Origin of the sequence: Rheinheimera soli (assembly GCF_021290985.1) — a bacterium.
GTDB classification, from domain to species: Bacteria; Pseudomonadota; Gammaproteobacteria; order Enterobacterales; family Alteromonadaceae; genus Pararheinheimera; species Pararheinheimera soli.
Genome location: NZ_JAJOYU010000018.1, coordinates 84,589 through 100,400, shown reverse-complemented (window position 1 = coordinate 100,400; position 15,812 = coordinate 84,589). Strand labels below are relative to the sequence as shown.

Here is a 15,812-nt window from a genome sequence, read left to right as displayed (position 1 = left end):
GGTGCTCAGTATCACTGACTTAAAACATCCATCCTTTCGGACAGATTATCTGTTAGTCACTTCACTGATATATATTCTTTGTGCGATTGCTCGCTGCAGAATCTATTCCGTGAGTGCCCACACAGATGATTGATTGCTTATTGTTAAAGAGCAGTGCTGATGCGTCAGGGACGTTCAGCGGGAGGCGTATCTTACACTTCCCAGAATTTGTGTCAAGCCAGCGATTTGAATTTATTTATCAAACACACCACTTAAACTGCTTCGCTTCACTTTTGAGCCTTTCGACTCCACCGCGTTGCGAGGCGGCCATTTTAGTGATTTTCAACTGTGTGTCAAGCGATGTTTTCCATCATTTTTCACTTCATTTCAAAACCACCCCAGAGCTGCTTTCGCATCACCCCGTTGGCATGGCGCGCATTATAGGGAGTTTTTGGCAGCGCGCAATACTCTTTTTAAGAAAACTTATACTTTTGAGTGCGACAGCCTGAAATTCAATCGAACCGTGCTTTTTTTCAACATTTGTCGCATAATCCTGCAGCAGCAGAGGAAATTCTTATGTCACTAACTTCATATAAAGGTAAAACTCCACAGCTTGCTGACGGAGTTTATGTGCATCCATCGTCTGTTTTGGTCGGCGATATTCAAATTGGTCTTCATAGTAGTATCTGGCCCTTAGTCGCAGCACGGGGTGATGTGAACATTATCCGTATTGGTCAGCGTACTAATGTACAGGACGGTTCTGTACTTCATGTATCGCGGCCAACCACAAAGAACCCAGGCGGTTCTCCTCTTCTTATAGGAGACGATGTCACAGTAGGACATAAAGTGATGTTGCACGGTTGCCAGTTGGGTAATCGTATTCTGGTGGGTATGGGCGCTATAGTAATGGACGACGTTATAGTAGAAGACGATGTCATCATTGGTGCCGGTAGTTTGGTACCACCTGGCAAAAGATTAGAGTCTGGTTATCTCTATGTAGGCAGCCCAGTGAAACAAGCCAGGGTGCTTAATGAAGCAGAGCGTAGTTTCCTGACGCAGTCTGCTATTAACTATGTGGTATTAAAAGATGAGTATCTGGCCGAGCCGTTAAGCTGAGCCATCCAGATACAAAACGCCATCTGTATTAAAGCGGTCTGCTTTGGCCGCTTCTTCTATTTGTTCTTCCCAATAAAAGCAGTCTTCTTTTATTTGCTCCAGCCAGCTTTGGTTATCCCAGCCTTGTGGCTTCTTTATATAGATACGTAACCGCATGCCTGCGGCTAAACAACTACAGCTGACTGAATCTGTGTTTTCATCAAAACTGAAGTCATGATTAAAAATCAGTTGCTGGTTCATGCTTTTACCATAGCCGTCAATTGCTGCAGTACCGGAGTGACATCAGGTTTAACACCCCGCCAGATGGCAAAACTTTCAGCGGCCTGACTGACTAACATACCCAAACCATCAGCACAGTGCGGCACACCTTGTTGCTGACACCAGGTCAGAAAAGCGGTCGGCTCTTTGCCATACAACATATCGTAGGCCAAGGTGCAGTGCTGCAGGTGCTGTTCTGCCAAAGGCGGTCTTTGTTGCTCCAGCCCACTTGAAGTTGCGTTGATCACCAGGCTCCATTTTTCAGCTGTAACTTGATCATAACCTGATGCAGTAACTCTGTTATCAAACAGCGCGGCTATGGCTTCAGCTTTGGCTGCAGTTCTGTTGGCGATATGAATATGCTTTACGCCAGCAGCCAATAAAGGCCCGACTACACCACGGCACGCTCCACCAGCACCTAATATCAAAATGGCAGCGTCCTGAAGCTCTGCTCCAAGTCGGGTTAAATCGGCGACTAAACCTAAACCATCGGTGTTATCCCCACAAAGTACACCGGCTCTATCTATATAGAGAGTGTTGACCGCTCCAGCCTGCAAAGCACGTTCACTGAGTTGTTCTGCCAACTGATAGGCCTGCTCTTTAAAAGGCACTGTGACATTACCACCAAGTCCCCCCGCGGCAACAAAGCTAAACCAGCTGTCGGCAAAGGCATCGACCGGTGCTAAAATGGCTTCGTAACTCAAAGCTTGTGCGGTTTGTTTGGCAAACCAGCTATGGATCAGCGGCGATTTTGAGTGCCCAACAGGATTTCCAAATACAGCGTAACGGTCCACAGGTTCACCATGAAAAAGTTGTTTGACGCGATTTTTAATAAAAGCCAGCCAAATAGCAAGCCACATCCTACTCCGGCGACCACGCCTTACGAGCTGATTGGCGGCGAAGCAGCAACAAGGCGTCTGGCCAACAGATTCTACGACATAATGTCGACAGCACCAGAAGCCGCTGAATTGTATGCTATTCATCCTCTGCCTCTGGATATGATAAGGCAAAAGTTTTTTGAGTTTTTATCCGGCTGGTTGGGTGGCCCTTCTTTATTTGAAGAAAAATACGGCCATCCACGTTTGCGGATGCGCCATATGCCTTTTGCTGTGGATCAGCAAATGCGCGACCAGTGGATGTTTTGTATGGATAAAGCTTTGGCTGAAGTGGTAGAAGACAAGTTGTTGCGCCAAGGGTTAAGTCATTCGCTGGCGCAACTGGCCAGCCATATGATCAACAGACAAAAATAAAGAGGCGCAGTGCTGCGCCTCTAGTTAATGATTAAGCCCTAACCAATCCTGAGGTTGCAGATAACGCTCGTATAATTTTGCTTCTGCACTGTCGGCTTCCGGCTGATAACCATATTGCCAGCGCACTAAAGGTGGCATCGACATTAAAATAGATTCGGTGCGACCGCCACTTTGCAAACCAAACAAAGTACCACGGTCAAATACCAGGTTAAATTCGACATAGCGGCCACGGCGATAAAGCTGGAACTGGCGCTCTGCTTCCGAATACGCTTTGTTTTTATTACGCTCCACTATAGGCACGTAAGCCTTAGTAAAGGCTTCCCCAACTGCAGACATAAAGGCAAAACTTTGCTCAAAACCCGGCTCGTTTAAATCATCAAAAAACAAACCACCTACACCACGGGTTTCGTTACGGTGCTTTAAGTAGAAGTATTCATCACACCATTTTTTGTATTTAGGGTAATAAGCAGCGTCAAAACCATCACAACAGTCTTTGGCCACCTGATGCCAATGCAGCACGTCAGCTTCCACCGGATAAAAAGGTGTTAAATCAAAACCACCACCAAACCACCAGACCGGTGCTTCACCTTCTTTTTCGGCAATAAAAAACCGCACATTGGCGTGACTGGTCGGGATATGTGGATTCAGCGGGTGGATCACTAAAGACACGCCCATAGCTTCAAACTTACGCCCAGCCAGTTCAGGCCGGTGCGCAGTGGCTGAACCCGGCATCTTATCGCCAAACACATGAGAGAAATTCACACCAGCCTGCTCAAACACAGCACCATGAGTCAGTACACGGCTACGACCACCACCGCCTTCGGCTCTGTCCCAGCTTTCTTCGACAAAAGTTGAAACGCCATCAGCAGCGGCAAGTTCAGCGCAAATGCTGTCCTGCAGTGCCATTAAAAAAGCTTTTACCTGATGTTTATCGACGTTTTGCATTTGCTTATCTCTTGATTCACAGGCGGCTATTAACCAGCCCGGTAAATATGGCCTGTAGTGATATCCCGTATTTCTGACGGCACAGCGCGTCCACCTGTTGGCGCATCGACTATTACAGCAACTTTATCCGCCAGTTGCTGCTGAACTTCGACTGTGCTGCGGCAGGGCTCAAGGCCAGATAAATTCGCACTGGTGGACGTGATAGGTTTCCCAAAAGCCAGGCATAACTGCTGCACTACAGGGTGATCGCAGACGCGAATAGCAATGCTATCAAACTGCCCTGTCAGCCAATCACTGCAAAGATTCGAAGCAGGCACAACCCAGGTCACAGCAGCTTTGTCTTTCACACCAGCGCTGTCGCGCCATGAATCCAGCATCAGCTGGGTTTGTTCGGTGCTTAGCTTGTCGGCTGCAATATAAGGAATCAACTGGGAAAAGTCTGCAGCTATTAAGATTAAGCCCTTCGATTTTGGCCTTTGTTTGACATGCAACAAGCTTTCGATGGCCTGACTATTATCCGGGTCGCAGCCGACACCAAACACAGCTTCGGTTGGATAGGCAATCACCTGACCTTGTCGCAGGGCGGTCACGGCAGATGTGAGATCTGTCACTTTTCTGAGTCCTATATCTGAGGTTTTTCGTCAAAAATGGGGCTGGTCAAGGCCAGAGTATTCCCTGAAGCTACAGCTTCAATTACTTTGCGTATATAATAGCGGCCTTATTATGCCAGTTCTTTGCAGCTTTAAGGAAACAACGATGAAAGTAGGTATTATCATGGGGTCTAAATCTGATTGGCCCACAATGAAAAACGCGGCCGATATGTTAGATCGTTTTCAAATTGCCTATGAAACTACTGTTGTTTCAGCTCACAGAACCCCTCAACTGCTGGCCGACTACGCTACTAATGCCGCTGGTCGTGGTTTAAAAGTGATTATTGCCGGTGCAGGTGGTGCAGCGCATTTACCTGGTATGGCAGCGGCTTTTACCAGTTTGCCCGTATTAGGTGTGCCTGTGCAGTCTAAAGCTTTAAAAGGTCTGGACTCTTTGTTATCCATAGTGCAGATGCCAAAAGGTGTTGCAGTGGGTACGCTGGCTATTGGTGATGCAGGTGCGGCCAATGCTGGCTTATTAGCGGCACAAATTCTGGCAACCTCTGATGCAGAGCTGATGAGCAAAATTGATGCCTTCCGTAAAGAACAAACCGACTCTGTATTAGCTCACCCGAATCCAGCCGAGGAATAATTGATGAAGGTTCTGGTTTTAGGTGCTGGTCAACTGGCTCGTATGATGAGCCTGGCAGGTACTCCACTGAATTTAAAAGTCTCGGCTTATGATGTGAACAGCGACACTATTGTTGACCCTGTCACTCAGCAAAAACTGGGCACTGGTCTGGCACAAGCTATAGCCCATGCGGATGTGATCACCTCAGAGTTTGAGCATATCCCTTATCCGGTGCAGGAGCTGTGTCAGCAAAGCGGTAAGTTTTTACCAAACAGCACTGCGATAAAAGCAGGTGGCGATCGCCGTCAGGAAAAACAACTGCTGGATAAAGCAGGCGTGACCAACGCTGCTTATAAAATTGTTGTGACTGAACAGGATTTTTATCAGGCGATTGAACAGCTGGGTTTGCCACTGGTGCTGAAAAGCGCGTTGGCAGGTTATGACGGCAAAGGCCAATGGCGCTTAAAAACTCAGGCGGACGCACAAGCAGTGTGGGCTGATATTCAGCAGTTTATGGCAGGCGCCGATCACACGTTACCCCAAGCTATAGTGGCGGAGCAGTTTGTCCGTTTTGACCGTGAAGTTAGTTTAGTCGGCGCCCGTAACCAGGCTGGCGATATGGTGGTTTATCCTCTGACGGAAAATCATCATGTGGCAGGTGTGCTGGCGGTATCTCTCGCTTTACCTGGTCAACAGGAATTGCAGCAACAAGCCAAGCAGATGTTTGAAGCTGTAGCTACGGCTTTGGATTACGTGGGTGTATTGGCGCTGGAGTTTTTTCAGGTGGGCGACAAGCTGCTGGTGAATGAGATAGCACCACGGGTGCATAACTCAGGACACTGGACCCAACAAGGTGCCGACACCTGTCAGTTTGAAAACCATTTACGGGCTGTTTGTGGTTTGCCTTTGGGCAGCACAGCTTTAGTGCGTCCAACCTTAATGGTGAATATTCTGGGTGAGGATCATGTCAGCCCTGCAGTATTAAGCTTACCAAGCTGCCATTTGCACTGGTACGGCAAAGGCAAAAGACCAGGTCGCAAAATGGGTCATATCAATTTAAGCGCAACCAGCACCAGCGAACTGGCGCAACGTTTTGATTTGCTACGTCAACATTTGCCGGAAGATGAATTTCCAGAGTTGGATTTAGTCGCGGCGCGTCTGAAACAACTGCAATAACACTCTCATGCTGGCGAAGGCCCCCTTTCTTTGCCAGCTTTAATTCCCCTGCACTTTCTGACATTTTTTGCTAGCACAGAGTAGTTTCACACCAGAAGCCGAAGGTTTTTCCATTAAAAGTGGATAATTACAGAACTGGCACTGCCCCATGACAGGCTTAAAATTCAGCAGGCATTTGCAGTCCGGATATCTGCTGCAGCCATAAAAGGCTTTACCGTATTTACTGGTACGCTCCAGCAACTGACCTTTTTTGCATTCAGGGCAAGGCACATCACTGGGTTCGGGTTCGTCGGCATGCACAATAAAATGACAATGCGGATAATGGCTACAGCCAATAAACATACCGTAGCGACCATTTTTGACTGCCAGCTCGTTTCCACATTCTGGACAAAGTTGATCCTCTAACACTTTTACCACTGTATTTTCATGTGGATGCAGTGCTTTAAGGTAATTACAGGCCGGATAGTTGCTACAGCCTAAAAAAGGCCCGTTTTTGCCACTTTTAATCTGCAAAGCATGGCCACACAGAGGACAAGGCTCTGCGGTTTTTTCGTGTTGAAAAAGTGTATCGTCAGACTGGGACATACAAAGGCCATAGAAGAAAACTGCCGGGATTATATACCCAAAGTAATAGTCGTTACAGCGAGGCTTGCAACGAAAAAGGCCGCTTAATGCAGCGGCCCTGTAGGTTCGTCAAAAATAAGGTCTTCCATCTGGGCATAAGCATTTTCACGACCAGGCACATTAAACAGCACCATCAACACCACCCATTTTAAATCGTCCAGACTGACAGAACTCTGATCCAGGTCCATGACTCTGTCCAATACCATCTCGCGGGTGGGCGCATCCAGCACGTTGATTTGTTCCAGAAACAGCAGGAAACCCTGACACTCAGTCTCCAGCTTACGTTGCTCTTCCACAGTATAAATACGGACTGCGGTCGAATTCACTTTGGTTAAATAGGGCTTAACATGACTTTCCTGCAAGGCAGATAAAGAATCCAGCCAGCGCAGGGCCTTAAAAATATCATCATCATGGAAACCAGCTTTGCTGAGCTCACGCTGCAGATCGGCATGATTCACATAAATTTCTGACTCGTTGTGGATGTAGTTTTCAAACAAATATATGAGGATATCAAACATAGTCAGGCCCTCCTCACTCTGATGTAACCACCAGGTACTGCTGCCACTTCACCGGCCAATTCCAGCTGAAGTAATTCAATTGAGACTTGCGCTACAGATAAACCACTACGTTCTGCTATACGATCAATCGCAGTGGCCTCATCACCTACGTTAGCCAACAAGCCGTCGTCAAACAAGCCTGTTTGTAAATTTTTTTCTTTGTCCTGTACAGTACTTAGACTGTTATTTTGCAAAAAGCTCCATTCTTCTATGATATCGGCCACACAAGTGGTTAATTTAGCACCTTGCTGAATTAACTGATGACAGCCTGCTGACTGCGGATTGTAGATGGAACCTGGGATCACAAACAGCTCGCGGCTATACTCTGCCGCATAACCAGCGCTGATCAAAGACCCACTTTTCAGCGCAGCTTCCACCACCAAAGTTCCTAAACTTAAGCCTACCACTATACGATTGCGCAGCGGAAAGTGATCCCCTTTAGGCTGTACATCAGGTAAAAACTCCGACACCAAAGCGCCGCTGCTGGCAATTTCTGCTGCCAGCTCTTTATGCTGCGCCGGATACACAGTATCAAAACCATGGCCAAGCACTGCTATGGTGTTGCCCTTTACTGACAAAGCGCCTCTGTGGCTGCAACCATCTATGCCTTTTGCCATACCGCTGGTGATAGTTAAACCCAAGCGGCATAAATCAGCTGCGAAATTAAAAGCTACCTGTTTTCCCGTCGCTGTGGGCTGGCGACTGCCCACTATCGCAATCTGTGCTTCGTTTAACAAAGCCGGGTTACCTTTGATAAACAAGGCAAAAGGTGGCTGTTTAATCTGGCTGAGTAAGTCAGGGTAAAGCGGGTCTGTGTAGCGGATAAAATGATGGTCAGGGCTACTATCTAGCCACTTAAGGCAATGCTCAATGCGCTGTGGAGTAATAGCCCTGTGGCACTGGATTTGACCGGGGGTAAAACCCAGCTGCTGCAGCTGGTGATCATCCAGTTGATGAAAATCAGCTGAAGAAACCAGCTCTGCCCACTGCTGATGCTTGAGCCTGTCCATAGACGGAATGGCGGCTAAGCGGATCCAATGCTCGAGGTCATCCATCTTCCTCTCCTATACCAGAACATCAGAGATTACCTATTAAATCTCCGACCCGTACCGGTTGCTCTGTGCGTAAAATCATCGCAAAACTACTGTGTTCACTCACTTTGACAATCATCAGCTGACCTACGAGTTCGGTCGGCATTTCATCAGCAGAATCGACCACTTCATGCAAAGTACGCTGAAGTTTGTCGCTATCTTCCGGATAAGAAGGTTTGTCACCAAAATCAACGACTGAGGGTGATTGGCGAAATATTCCCAGCAAATGACCAGGTTGCAGCTGAGCATTTTGGCCTTGATTCAGCAGCACAATTTCGCCTTTGGCAAACTCACGCCACTGGGATGCGCTATCGACTATTACCCCTGATACTACAGTTTCTGGCGATTGCAGCTGAAAAAAGTCCGGATACACCGACTGCTGCGGCATAGGCAATAAACGATCGCCTTGCCTTACTTCTCGCCTGGATTTTTGCACTTCAATCCGGCTGATCTGCTGTTCGTCCACCATAGCTGGTGGCAACACTTTAGCTTCTGCCAGTAACACAGCTTCATAACCCAATACATCACCGCTTTGTGGGTCTTCATAAGCTTCCCCCTGACGGTAAATGCCATAACGCTGAGTTTGATCCAACTCCCCCTGCACATAAAGCAGATGGCCGGATACAGCGTTTTTCACGTTATCCTTGCCCCCCAACACATAAGGCAGGCTTTCCAGTTGATCTTCGGAGACCAATTGTTCTTCCGATAAAAAAGGCTCGATACCGGCAAGCGCTATGGACGGCACTGGTTTATCAGCTTTTGCTACACGGCGGATTAGAGGAGTTAATTTGATAGCGCCCGCAGCTGAGGTATTGCTTTGAGCTTGCGTAACGTCGGAGCTGCTGGCTGTCGCTCGCTGGCTATTTAACCTCAGTATCGGTTGACCATCAGCATCAAACTGCAAGTGCAACTCATCACCGGGGTAAATCAGATGGGGGTTATTCACTTGTGGGTTTAGCTTCCATAAACGTGGCCATAACCAGGGATGTTGCAAATACAAGCCAGCGATATCCCATAAGGTGTCGCCTGCCTTGACCTGATACAAGGTAGGCGCATCAGCCTTGAGTTTCAGCTCGTCAGCCAGCAGAATAGTACTGAAAAACACAGAGAAGCTGACTAAAATAGCAAGAAGCTGCTGTCGCATAACACCGTCCTCATCCGTACTTATAGTAATTCTTGCACACTAAGCTATTCATACTGTGCATAAATGGCTAAAATTAGACCATAGCACAGCCAATTGAACATAGACGACTTTTGTAGGTTCCATGACAGTATTAACAGTTTTACATTATCCAGACGACCGTTTACGCACCGTAGCCGCTGCTGTGCCTGAAGTAACGGCTGAAATTAAGCAACTAACAGCAGATATGCTGGACACTATGTATGCCGAAAATGGCATAGGTTTAGCCGCCACTCAGGTCAATGTGCACAAGCGTGTTGTCGTGATCGATATCTCAGAAAACCGTGACGAGCCGATGATTTTTATCAATCCGGAAATCATTGCCAAAAGTGGTGACACTGAATACGAAGAAGGCTGTTTATCAGTGCCACAAAGCTACGCCAAAGTAGAGCGTGCTGCTGCTGTGACAGTCAAAGCACAAAACACCAAAGGCGAGTGGTTTGAAATTCAGGCTGAAGGTTTACTGGCGATTTGTTTACAGCACGAACTGGACCATTTAATGGGCAAGTTGTTTATCGATTATTTATCGCCGTTAAAACGTGACCGTATTAAGAAAAAGCTGGAAAAAGAAGCTCGCCTCGCGGCCCGTTAACCAAGCAGGAACTATTTTGACCACTCCTTTACGTATTATTTTTGCGGGCACACCAGATTTCGCTGCCCGCCATCTCGCTGCCCTGCTGGATTCTCCTCATCAGGTGATTGCCGTCTACAGTCAACCCGACAGACCTGCAGGTCGTGGTCATCAGTTGCAACAAAGCCCGGTGAAACAACTGGCATTGCAACACGATATTCCGGTGTATCAGCCAAAGTCGTTAAAAAAAGCCGCTGCTCAACAAGAACTAGCGGCGTTAAATGCCGATCTGATGATAGTGGTGGCTTATGGCCTGATCCTGCCACAAGCCGCACTGGATGCTCCTCGTTTAGGTTGTATCAATGTGCATGGCTCGTTATTACCACGCTGGCGTGGTGCTGCTCCTATTCAACGCGCTATTTGGGCTGGTGATGCCGAATCTGGTGTCACTATTATGCAGATGGATATAGGTTTAGATACAGGCGCTATGCTGAGTAAAGTCAGCACCCCTATAGCAGTGGATGAGACCAGCACCAGCTTATACGACAAACTGGCGTTAACAGGTCCAGTCGCTTTAGTAGAAGCTTTAGCCAATCTGGAAGCATTGCAAGCCCAAGCTCAGCCACAACAAGATGAGTTAGCCAACTACGCCGAAAAATTATCTAAAGAAGAAGCTTTATTGGATTTCAGCAAACCAGCCGCTGCGCTTGAACGCGAAATCCGAGCTTTTAATCCCTGGCCTATCAGTTATCTGCAACTGGGTGCTCAGCAGCTGAAAATCTGGCGCGCTGTCACAGAACCAGGTTCTGGCACGCCAGGTCAGGTACTGCGGGTGGATAAAAAAGGCATTGCCATTCAAACCGCTGATGGAGTTTTAGTAATCACCGAATTACAACCTGCCGGCAAAAAAGCCATGAAAGTGATGGATTTCCTCAATGGCCGCGCCGACTGGTTTCAACCTGGACAGATGCTGACCAATGTTGATGGACAGAGCTGATGAGTAAAAATTTACGCGCCCTGGCGGCAACAGCCTGTTATCAGGTGGTGGATCAGGGTAAATCTTTATCAGAAGTGTTGCATAAAGCTCAGCAAGAACTGGACTCGCCTTTAGATAAAGCCCTGCTGCAGGAAATCTGTTTTGGCGTGATGCGCTATTTGCCTCAGCTGGAAACTGTTTGTCAGAAGCTGATGGATAAACCACTGGTCAAACACCTGCGCCCTTTGCAGTTCTTAATTTACGTTGGTTTATATCAGCTGAAGTTTTTACGGGTACCAGACCATGCCGCCATAGGCGAAACAGTCGAAGCAGCCCGTGAATTAAAAGGCCAAAGCCTGACGGGTTTAATTAATGCCGTATTACGTTCAGTGCAGCGAAAACCTGAAGTGTTTGATTTTCAGGACGCGCCGTTACCTGTGCAGTACAACCACCCAAGCTGGATCATCACCCAGTTGCAACAAGCTTATCCGGACAACTGGCAACAGATACTGGATGAAAATCAGCAAAAAGCCCCTTTATGGCTGCGGGTAAATCAGCTACGTACTACACCCGAAGCTTATTTAGCAGCGCTTGCAGCTGAAGGCATAGCTGCCAGCCAACCTTTTGCTTATTTACCTTGTGCTCTGTTATTAGAGCAAGCTTCTGATGTGACCTTATTACCAGGTTATGCCGATGGCTGGTTTTCAGTACAAGATGGCGCAGCCCAGCATGCGGCTTATTTCCTCGGCGCACGTAATAAAGATTCGGTATTAGATGCCTGCTGTGCTCCTGGTGGCAAAACTTGCCATATACTGGAACTTGCACCAGAAGCCGATGTATTAGCGCTGGATAAAGACCCACGCCGTTTAGACAGGGTATACGACAATCTGGACCGCTTAGGTTTAGATGCCCGTGTAATGGCTGCTGACGCTGCAGACCCGGACGACTGGGCTGGTTTTCAAACCTTTGACCGCATTTTGCTGGATGTGCCTTGTTCAGCCACCGGCGTGATCCGTCGTCACCCTGATATTCGCTGGTTACGGAAAAAAACCGATATAGCGCCATTAGTCGAGCTACAACAAGACATTCTGCGCAAGATCTGGCCTTTATTAAAAGCTGATGCCGAATTGTTGTATGCCACCTGCTCTGTATTGCGGGAAGAAAACCTGCAACAAATCCAGGCCTTTTTAGCAGACTACCCTGATGCAACATTAATCCCGCTGGCCGACAGTCACCCGCAGTTGCACTGGCAAATTCTGCCGGGACAACAGCAGATGGATGGTTTCTTTTATGCCAAACTTCGCAAGACAAAGCGGTAACGCAGAGGCTTTATGAAAATTATCATTTTGGGTGCAGGTCAGGTTGGTGGCACTTTAGCGGAAAACCTGGTCGGTGAACAAAACGACATTACTGTCGTCGACACCAATATTGAAAAGCTACGCGCCCTGCAAGACAGATACGATTTGCAGGTAGTGCATGGCCATAGTGCGCACCCGGATATTTTAAAACGTGCTGGTGCTGAAGACGCCGATATGATTATTGCCGTCACCAGCAGCGACGAAGTAAACATAGTCGCTTGTCAGGTGGCATACAGTATTTTTAATACACCGCTGAAAATTGCCCGTATCCGCACTAACCAGTATCTGAAATACCGCGACCAGTTGTTTAACAAAGACGATATGCCGGTCGATCACTTTATCTCCCCTGAAACTCTGGTCACCGACTATATCAAACGCCTGATCGACTATCCGGGCGCTTTGCAGGTGGTTGAATTTGCTGAAGGTCAGGTTAGTTTAGTGGCAGTCAAAGCCTATTACGGAGGTTTGCTGGTAGGCCATGCGTTATCCACCTTAAAACAGCATATGCCGCATGTGGATGCCCGTGTTGCTGCTATTTATCGTCGTGGTCACGCTATTAAGCCTTTAGGCACCACAGTCATTGAAGCAGACGATGAAGTGTTTTTTGTCGCTGCGACTAAACATATCCGAGCTGTGATGAGCGAGCTGCAAAAGCTGGAGAAAAGCTACCACCGCATTATGATCGCTGGTGGTGGTAACGTCGGTTATGGTTTGGCCCGTGCTTTAGAGAAAAACCACAGCGTAAAACTGATCGAGCGCAGTAAAGAGCGTGCCGAATACCTGTCCAGCGCTTTGGACAATACGGTGGTTTATATTGGCGACGCTTCAGATCCTGAGCTATTGGAAGAAGAAAACATCGAACAGGTGGACGTATTTTTAGCAGTCACCAATGACGATGAAGCCAATATTATGTCGGCCATGCTGGCCAAACGTATGGGCGCACAAAAAACCATGGTGCTGATTAAACGCGGTGCTTATGTGGATTTGCTGCAAGGTGGCGAAGTGGATATAGCCGTATCGCCACAACAAGCCACTATTTCAGCTTTGCTGACCCATATCCGCCGCGGTGACATAGTGAACGTTTACTCACTGCGCAGAGGAGCTGCAGAAGCTATTGAGGCGGTTGCTCATGGTGATAAGTCGACATCAAAAGTGGTAGGTCAGGCCATAGGTCAGATCAAACTGCCACCAGGTGCGACCATAGGTGCCATAGTGCGCGGCGACGAAGTATTGATAGCCCACGATAACGTAGTAATTGAAACCGACGACCATGTGATTTTATTTTTGGTGGATAAAAAGTACATCACTGAAGTGGAACGCTTATTCCAGGTCAGCGCGATATTTATTTGATGCACACACTGTAGGTGCGCGGTTTATCCGCGCCCGTCTAAAATTCAAATCGAATACAACAAAAGGTTTAATCCTTCCAGAATGCCGCAGTAAACAGCACCAGCAGCGTAAATATCTCTAAACGTCCAAAAATCATAGCCACTACTAAAATCCACTTGCCTGCATCAGGCACTGAGGCAAAGTTGGCTGCTACTTCACCTAAGCCCGGGCCTAAGTTATTTAAACAGGCGGCTGTGGCGGTAAAGGCGCTGATATTGTCCATGCCCACCAACAACAGCAATAACATAATGACCACAAACACCAGGGTATAAGCTGCAAAAAATCCCCAAACCGCTTCCACTATCCGATCCGGCACAGGCCGCCGCCCAAGCTTGATGGAATACACAGCCCGTGGATGCACTAGGCGGTTTAGCTCCCTTTTGCCTTGCAGGAATAACAGCAACACCCTGACTACTTTTAAACCACCGGCAGTCGAACCTGCACAACCACCGATAAAGCTGGCGAAAATCAGCAAAATAGGCAAAAACAAAGGCCAGCTGGAAAAGCTTGCTGTAGAAAAACCAGCAGTAGTCGACATAGACACGGCCTGAAACAAGCCATGGTTTAGCGCGCTGAGCCAGTCCGGATAAATTTGCTCTTCCAAAAGCACCAGAAAACAAATCACCATCAACGCCAGCTGGATCACCATAAAAGCTTTTAGCTCAGGATCACGCCAGTAGGTTTTGATATTTTTGCCACGCACAGCCGCAAAATGCAGTGGGAAATTGACTGAGCTGATCAGCAGAAACACCACACAAATCATATTGATACTGACACTATTAAAGTAACCGATGCTGGCGTCGTAAGTAGAAAAACCACCTATAGCCACAGTAGAAAAGGCATGACAAATGGCATCAAAAGCACTCATGCCCGCAATATAAAAAGACAAAGCGCAGGCTATGGTTATGCCCAGATAAATAAACCACAGATGCTTGGCTGTATCGGCAATACGGGGCGTCATTTTATTGTCTTTGACCGGACCCGGAGTTTCAGCCCGGTACAACTGCATACCACCCACCCCTAACATCGGCAGAATAGCCACGGCTAAAACGATAATCCCCATACCACCAAACCATTGCAGTTGCTGGCGGTAATACAATATAGCTTTAGGCAGGCTTTCTAAACCTGTCAGTACAGTAGCGCCCGTGGTGGTTAAACCTGAAAAGGCCTCAAACATACTGGCGGCCAAATTCATATCAGGTTTATCCGCCAGCCAGAACGGCAAAGCACCAACGGCACCCAGCACAGTCCAGAATAAAACTACGATTAAAAAGCCCTCCCGCACCTTCAGTTCAGACTTCTCATTGCGGTTGGGGTACCAGACGACAAAACCTATCAGTAACGACAGGAAAAAAGACAAAATAAAAGGGACACCAGCGCCATCCTGATACCAGTAGGCGATAAAGGCAGGCGGTAACATGGTGATACTGAAGATGGCAACCAACAGGCCTAAAATCCGGATAATAGAACGGTATTGCATCAGGAGCCCTGTTCTGCGTTGCGATGCCAGCTAATGCTGGCCTGAAGTTCTTTCAGTCTGAGTATGGTCTGCATAAACTGCTGTTCAAATTCCTGTTGATCGCTTTGAGCGATACGCACTGTTAAGCGCACTTGCTGGTCAAACTCTTGTTGTTCAATCAGCCAGCGGTTCTGCCATAAACGCTGCATAGTTTCAAAAGCCGCATAAGACAAACACAAATCTGCCTGATGCCTTATGGGTATAAATTCTCGTTGTGCCGACAACAAAGCCTGTCGCACCGAATCGCTGTAAGCACGAACTAAACCGCCAGTGCCCAGCTGAACGCCGCCATAATAGCGCACTACGCTGGCACAAATCCCTACCATGCCAGAGCCCTGCAATACGGCCAGCATAGGTTTACCCGCTGTGCCAGAAGGTTCACCATCATCACTGAATGCTTGAGGCTGACCTGTTGGGCCAACTGGCAATAGCATAGCACTGCAGACGTGGGCTGCCTGCGGATGTTGCTGTTTTTGCTGACGAATCACCTGTTGGCCTTCAGTCAGACTTTGGATTGGCCATAAAGTACATAAAAACCGGCTGCGTTTGCTCTCCGTTTCAGACGACGCTGTTTTAGCCAATACCCACCAGCCGGACATCAA

Annotated in this window: 18 protein-coding genes; 8 read left to right on the top strand and 10 right to left on the bottom strand. The window is 47.8% G+C overall.

From position 1 onward, the window contains the following. Positions 1 to 555 precede the first annotated feature (555 nt). Positions 556 to 1,095 (top strand): gamma carbonic anhydrase family protein, encoded by a 540-nt coding sequence (locus LSG37_RS13650; RefSeq protein WP_233080400.1) that lies wholly within the window; start codon positions 556 to 558, stop codon positions 1,093 to 1,095. On the opposite strand, the gene LSG37_RS13645 is transcribed toward LSG37_RS13650, so the two are convergent. Together LSG37_RS13645 and aroE are read right to left on the bottom strand one after the other, a co-directional pair. Further along, positions 1,087 to 1,335: a DUF1488 domain-containing protein gene (locus tag LSG37_RS13645; RefSeq protein ID WP_233080399.1), complete on the bottom strand. Its 249-nt coding sequence runs from the start codon at positions 1,333 to 1,335 to the stop codon at positions 1,087 to 1,089. The two genes, LSG37_RS13650 and LSG37_RS13645, sit on opposite strands and share 9 nt — an antisense overlap. Continuing rightward, the gene (gene aroE, locus LSG37_RS13640) at positions 1,332 to 2,147 is read right to left on the bottom strand and encodes a shikimate dehydrogenase (RefSeq protein WP_233080398.1); all 816 of its coding nucleotides are present in this window, start codon (positions 2,145 to 2,147) and stop codon (positions 1,332 to 1,334) included. Before aroE ends, LSG37_RS13645 begins: the two co-directional genes overlap by 4 nt. Before the next feature lie 9 nt (positions 2,148 to 2,156). Between aroE and LSG37_RS13635 the strand changes: the two genes are divergently transcribed. Continuing rightward, complete coding sequence (locus LSG37_RS13635; RefSeq protein ID WP_233080397.1) at positions 2,157 to 2,603, top strand: group II truncated hemoglobin; 447 nt, start codon at positions 2,157 to 2,159, stop codon at positions 2,601 to 2,603. A 24-nt stretch (positions 2,604 to 2,627) separates the two neighbouring features. Here LSG37_RS13635 and hemF read toward each other — a convergent pair whose 3' ends face one another. Both hemF and tsaC read right to left on the bottom strand, forming a co-directional pair. Further along, positions 2,628 to 3,548 carry an oxygen-dependent coproporphyrinogen oxidase gene (gene hemF, locus LSG37_RS13630; protein ID WP_233080396.1) on the bottom strand — a complete coding sequence of 307 codons (921 nt, stop codon included), beginning with the start codon at positions 3,546 to 3,548 and terminating at the stop codon, positions 2,628 to 2,630. 29 nt (positions 3,549 to 3,577) lie between these two features. After that, positions 3,578 to 4,159 carry an L-threonylcarbamoyladenylate synthase type 1 TsaC gene (tsaC, locus tag LSG37_RS13625; RefSeq protein WP_233080395.1) on the bottom strand — a complete coding sequence of 194 codons (582 nt, stop codon included), beginning with the start codon at positions 4,157 to 4,159 and terminating at the stop codon, positions 3,578 to 3,580. A 145-nt stretch (positions 4,160 to 4,304) separates the two neighbouring features. Here tsaC and purE point away from each other — a divergent pair, with 145 nt between their 5' ends. Both purE and LSG37_RS13615 read left to right on the top strand, forming a co-directional pair. Beyond that, positions 4,305 to 4,790: a 5-(carboxyamino)imidazole ribonucleotide mutase gene (gene purE / locus LSG37_RS13620; protein WP_233010009.1), complete on the top strand. Its 486-nt coding sequence runs from the start codon at positions 4,305 to 4,307 to the stop codon at positions 4,788 to 4,790. Positions 4,791 to 4,793: 3 nt separating this feature from the next. Next, entirely contained in the window at positions 4,794 to 5,945 is a 1,152-nt protein-coding gene (locus LSG37_RS13615) for a 5-(carboxyamino)imidazole ribonucleotide synthase (protein WP_233080394.1), read from the top strand. A gap of 39 nt (positions 5,946 to 5,984) precedes the next feature. On the opposite strand, the gene LSG37_RS13610 is transcribed toward LSG37_RS13615, so the two are convergent. The 4 genes from LSG37_RS13610 to LSG37_RS13595 all read right to left on the bottom strand — a co-directional run bounded on the left by LSG37_RS13610 (position 5,985) and on the right by LSG37_RS13595 (position 9,361). After that, positions 5,985 to 6,530, bottom strand: a complete 546-nt coding sequence (locus LSG37_RS13610) for a DNA topoisomerase family protein (protein WP_233080393.1) — start codon at positions 6,528 to 6,530, stop codon at positions 5,985 to 5,987. A gap of 83 nt (positions 6,531 to 6,613) precedes the next feature. Next, positions 6,614 to 7,087: a DUF494 family protein gene (locus LSG37_RS13605; RefSeq protein ID WP_046519776.1), complete on the bottom strand. Its 474-nt coding sequence runs from the start codon at positions 7,085 to 7,087 to the stop codon at positions 6,614 to 6,616. Positions 7,088 to 7,089: 2 nt separating this feature from the next. Next, on the bottom strand, positions 7,090 to 8,181 hold the full coding sequence (gene dprA, locus LSG37_RS13600; RefSeq protein ID WP_233080392.1) for a DNA-processing protein DprA: 1,092 nt from the start codon (positions 8,179 to 8,181) through the stop codon (positions 7,090 to 7,092). A gap of 22 nt (positions 8,182 to 8,203) precedes the next feature. Continuing rightward, the gene (locus LSG37_RS13595) at positions 8,204 to 9,361 is read right to left on the bottom strand and encodes a LysM peptidoglycan-binding domain-containing protein (RefSeq protein ID WP_233080391.1); all 1,158 of its coding nucleotides are present in this window, start codon (positions 9,359 to 9,361) and stop codon (positions 8,204 to 8,206) included. A 121-nt stretch (positions 9,362 to 9,482) separates the two neighbouring features. On the opposite strand from LSG37_RS13595, the gene def reads away from it, so the two are divergent. The 4 genes from def to trkA are packed head-to-tail and all read left to right on the top strand — an operon-like array spanning position 9,483 to position 13,652. Next, positions 9,483 to 9,989: a peptide deformylase gene (def, locus tag LSG37_RS13590; RefSeq protein ID WP_233080390.1), complete on the top strand. Its 507-nt coding sequence runs from the start codon at positions 9,483 to 9,485 to the stop codon at positions 9,987 to 9,989. A gap of 16 nt (positions 9,990 to 10,005) precedes the next feature. After that, on the top strand, positions 10,006 to 10,965 hold the full coding sequence (gene fmt, locus LSG37_RS13585; protein WP_233080389.1) for a methionyl-tRNA formyltransferase: 960 nt from the start codon (positions 10,006 to 10,008) through the stop codon (positions 10,963 to 10,965). After that, the gene (gene rsmB, locus LSG37_RS13580) at positions 10,965 to 12,263 is read left to right on the top strand and encodes a 16S rRNA (cytosine(967)-C(5))-methyltransferase RsmB (protein ID WP_233080388.1); all 1,299 of its coding nucleotides are present in this window, start codon (positions 10,965 to 10,967) and stop codon (positions 12,261 to 12,263) included. The genes fmt and rsmB overlap by 1 nt, the downstream gene beginning before the upstream one ends. A gap of 12 nt (positions 12,264 to 12,275) precedes the next feature. After that, complete coding sequence (gene trkA / locus LSG37_RS13575; RefSeq protein WP_233080387.1) at positions 12,276 to 13,652, top strand: Trk system potassium transporter TrkA; 1,377 nt, start codon at positions 12,276 to 12,278, stop codon at positions 13,650 to 13,652. A gap of 67 nt (positions 13,653 to 13,719) precedes the next feature. On the opposite strand, the gene LSG37_RS13570 is transcribed toward trkA, so the two are convergent. Further along, positions 13,720 to 15,171: a TrkH family potassium uptake protein gene (locus LSG37_RS13570; protein ID WP_233080386.1), complete on the bottom strand. Its 1,452-nt coding sequence runs from the start codon at positions 15,169 to 15,171 to the stop codon at positions 13,720 to 13,722. After that, positions 15,171 to 15,809 (bottom strand): IMPACT family protein, encoded by a 639-nt coding sequence (locus tag LSG37_RS13565; protein ID WP_233080385.1) that lies wholly within the window; start codon positions 15,807 to 15,809, stop codon positions 15,171 to 15,173. The genes LSG37_RS13570 and LSG37_RS13565 overlap by 1 nt, the downstream gene beginning before the upstream one ends. Positions 15,810 to 15,812: the final 3 nt, after the last annotated feature.

What these genes read in the sequence shown, in the direction of transcription:
- LSG37_RS13650 (WP_233080400.1), top strand. Translation starts at nt 556, where the DNA reads ATGTCACTAACTTCATATAAAGGTAAAACTCCACAGCTTGCTGACGGA.
- LSG37_RS13645 (WP_233080399.1), bottom strand. Translation starts at nt 1,335, where the DNA reads ATGAACCAGCAACTGATTTTTAATCATGACTTCAGTTTTGATGAAAAC.
- LSG37_RS13635 (WP_233080397.1), top strand. Translation starts at nt 2,157, where the DNA reads ATGAAAAAGTTGTTTGACGCGATTTTTAATAAAAGCCAGCCAAATAGC.
- hemF (WP_233080396.1), bottom strand. Translation starts at nt 3,548, where the DNA reads ATGCAAAACGTCGATAAACATCAGGTAAAAGCTTTTTTAATGGCACTG.
- purE (WP_233010009.1), top strand. Translation starts at nt 4,305, where the DNA reads ATGAAAGTAGGTATTATCATGGGGTCTAAATCTGATTGGCCCACAATG.
- LSG37_RS13615 (WP_233080394.1), top strand. Translation starts at nt 4,794, where the DNA reads ATGAAGGTTCTGGTTTTAGGTGCTGGTCAACTGGCTCGTATGATGAGC.
- LSG37_RS13610 (WP_233080393.1), bottom strand. Translation starts at nt 6,530, where the DNA reads ATGTCCCAGTCTGACGATACACTTTTTCAACACGAAAAAACCGCAGAG.
- LSG37_RS13605 (WP_046519776.1), bottom strand. Translation starts at nt 7,087, where the DNA reads ATGTTTGATATCCTCATATATTTGTTTGAAAACTACATCCACAACGAG.
- dprA (WP_233080392.1), bottom strand. Translation starts at nt 8,181, where the DNA reads ATGGATGACCTCGAGCATTGGATCCGCTTAGCCGCCATTCCGTCTATG.
- LSG37_RS13595 (WP_233080391.1), bottom strand. Translation starts at nt 9,361, where the DNA reads ATGCGACAGCAGCTTCTTGCTATTTTAGTCAGCTTCTCTGTGTTTTTC.
- def (WP_233080390.1), top strand. Translation starts at nt 9,483, where the DNA reads ATGACAGTATTAACAGTTTTACATTATCCAGACGACCGTTTACGCACC.
- rsmB (WP_233080388.1), top strand. Translation starts at nt 10,965, where the DNA reads ATGAGTAAAAATTTACGCGCCCTGGCGGCAACAGCCTGTTATCAGGTG.
- trkA (WP_233080387.1), top strand. Translation starts at nt 12,276, where the DNA reads ATGAAAATTATCATTTTGGGTGCAGGTCAGGTTGGTGGCACTTTAGCG.
- LSG37_RS13570 (WP_233080386.1), bottom strand. Translation starts at nt 15,171, where the DNA reads ATGCAATACCGTTCTATTATCCGGATTTTAGGCCTGTTGGTTGCCATC.
- LSG37_RS13565 (WP_233080385.1), bottom strand. Translation starts at nt 15,809, where the DNA reads ATGTCCGGCTGGTGGGTATTGGCTAAAACAGCGTCGTCTGAAACGGAG.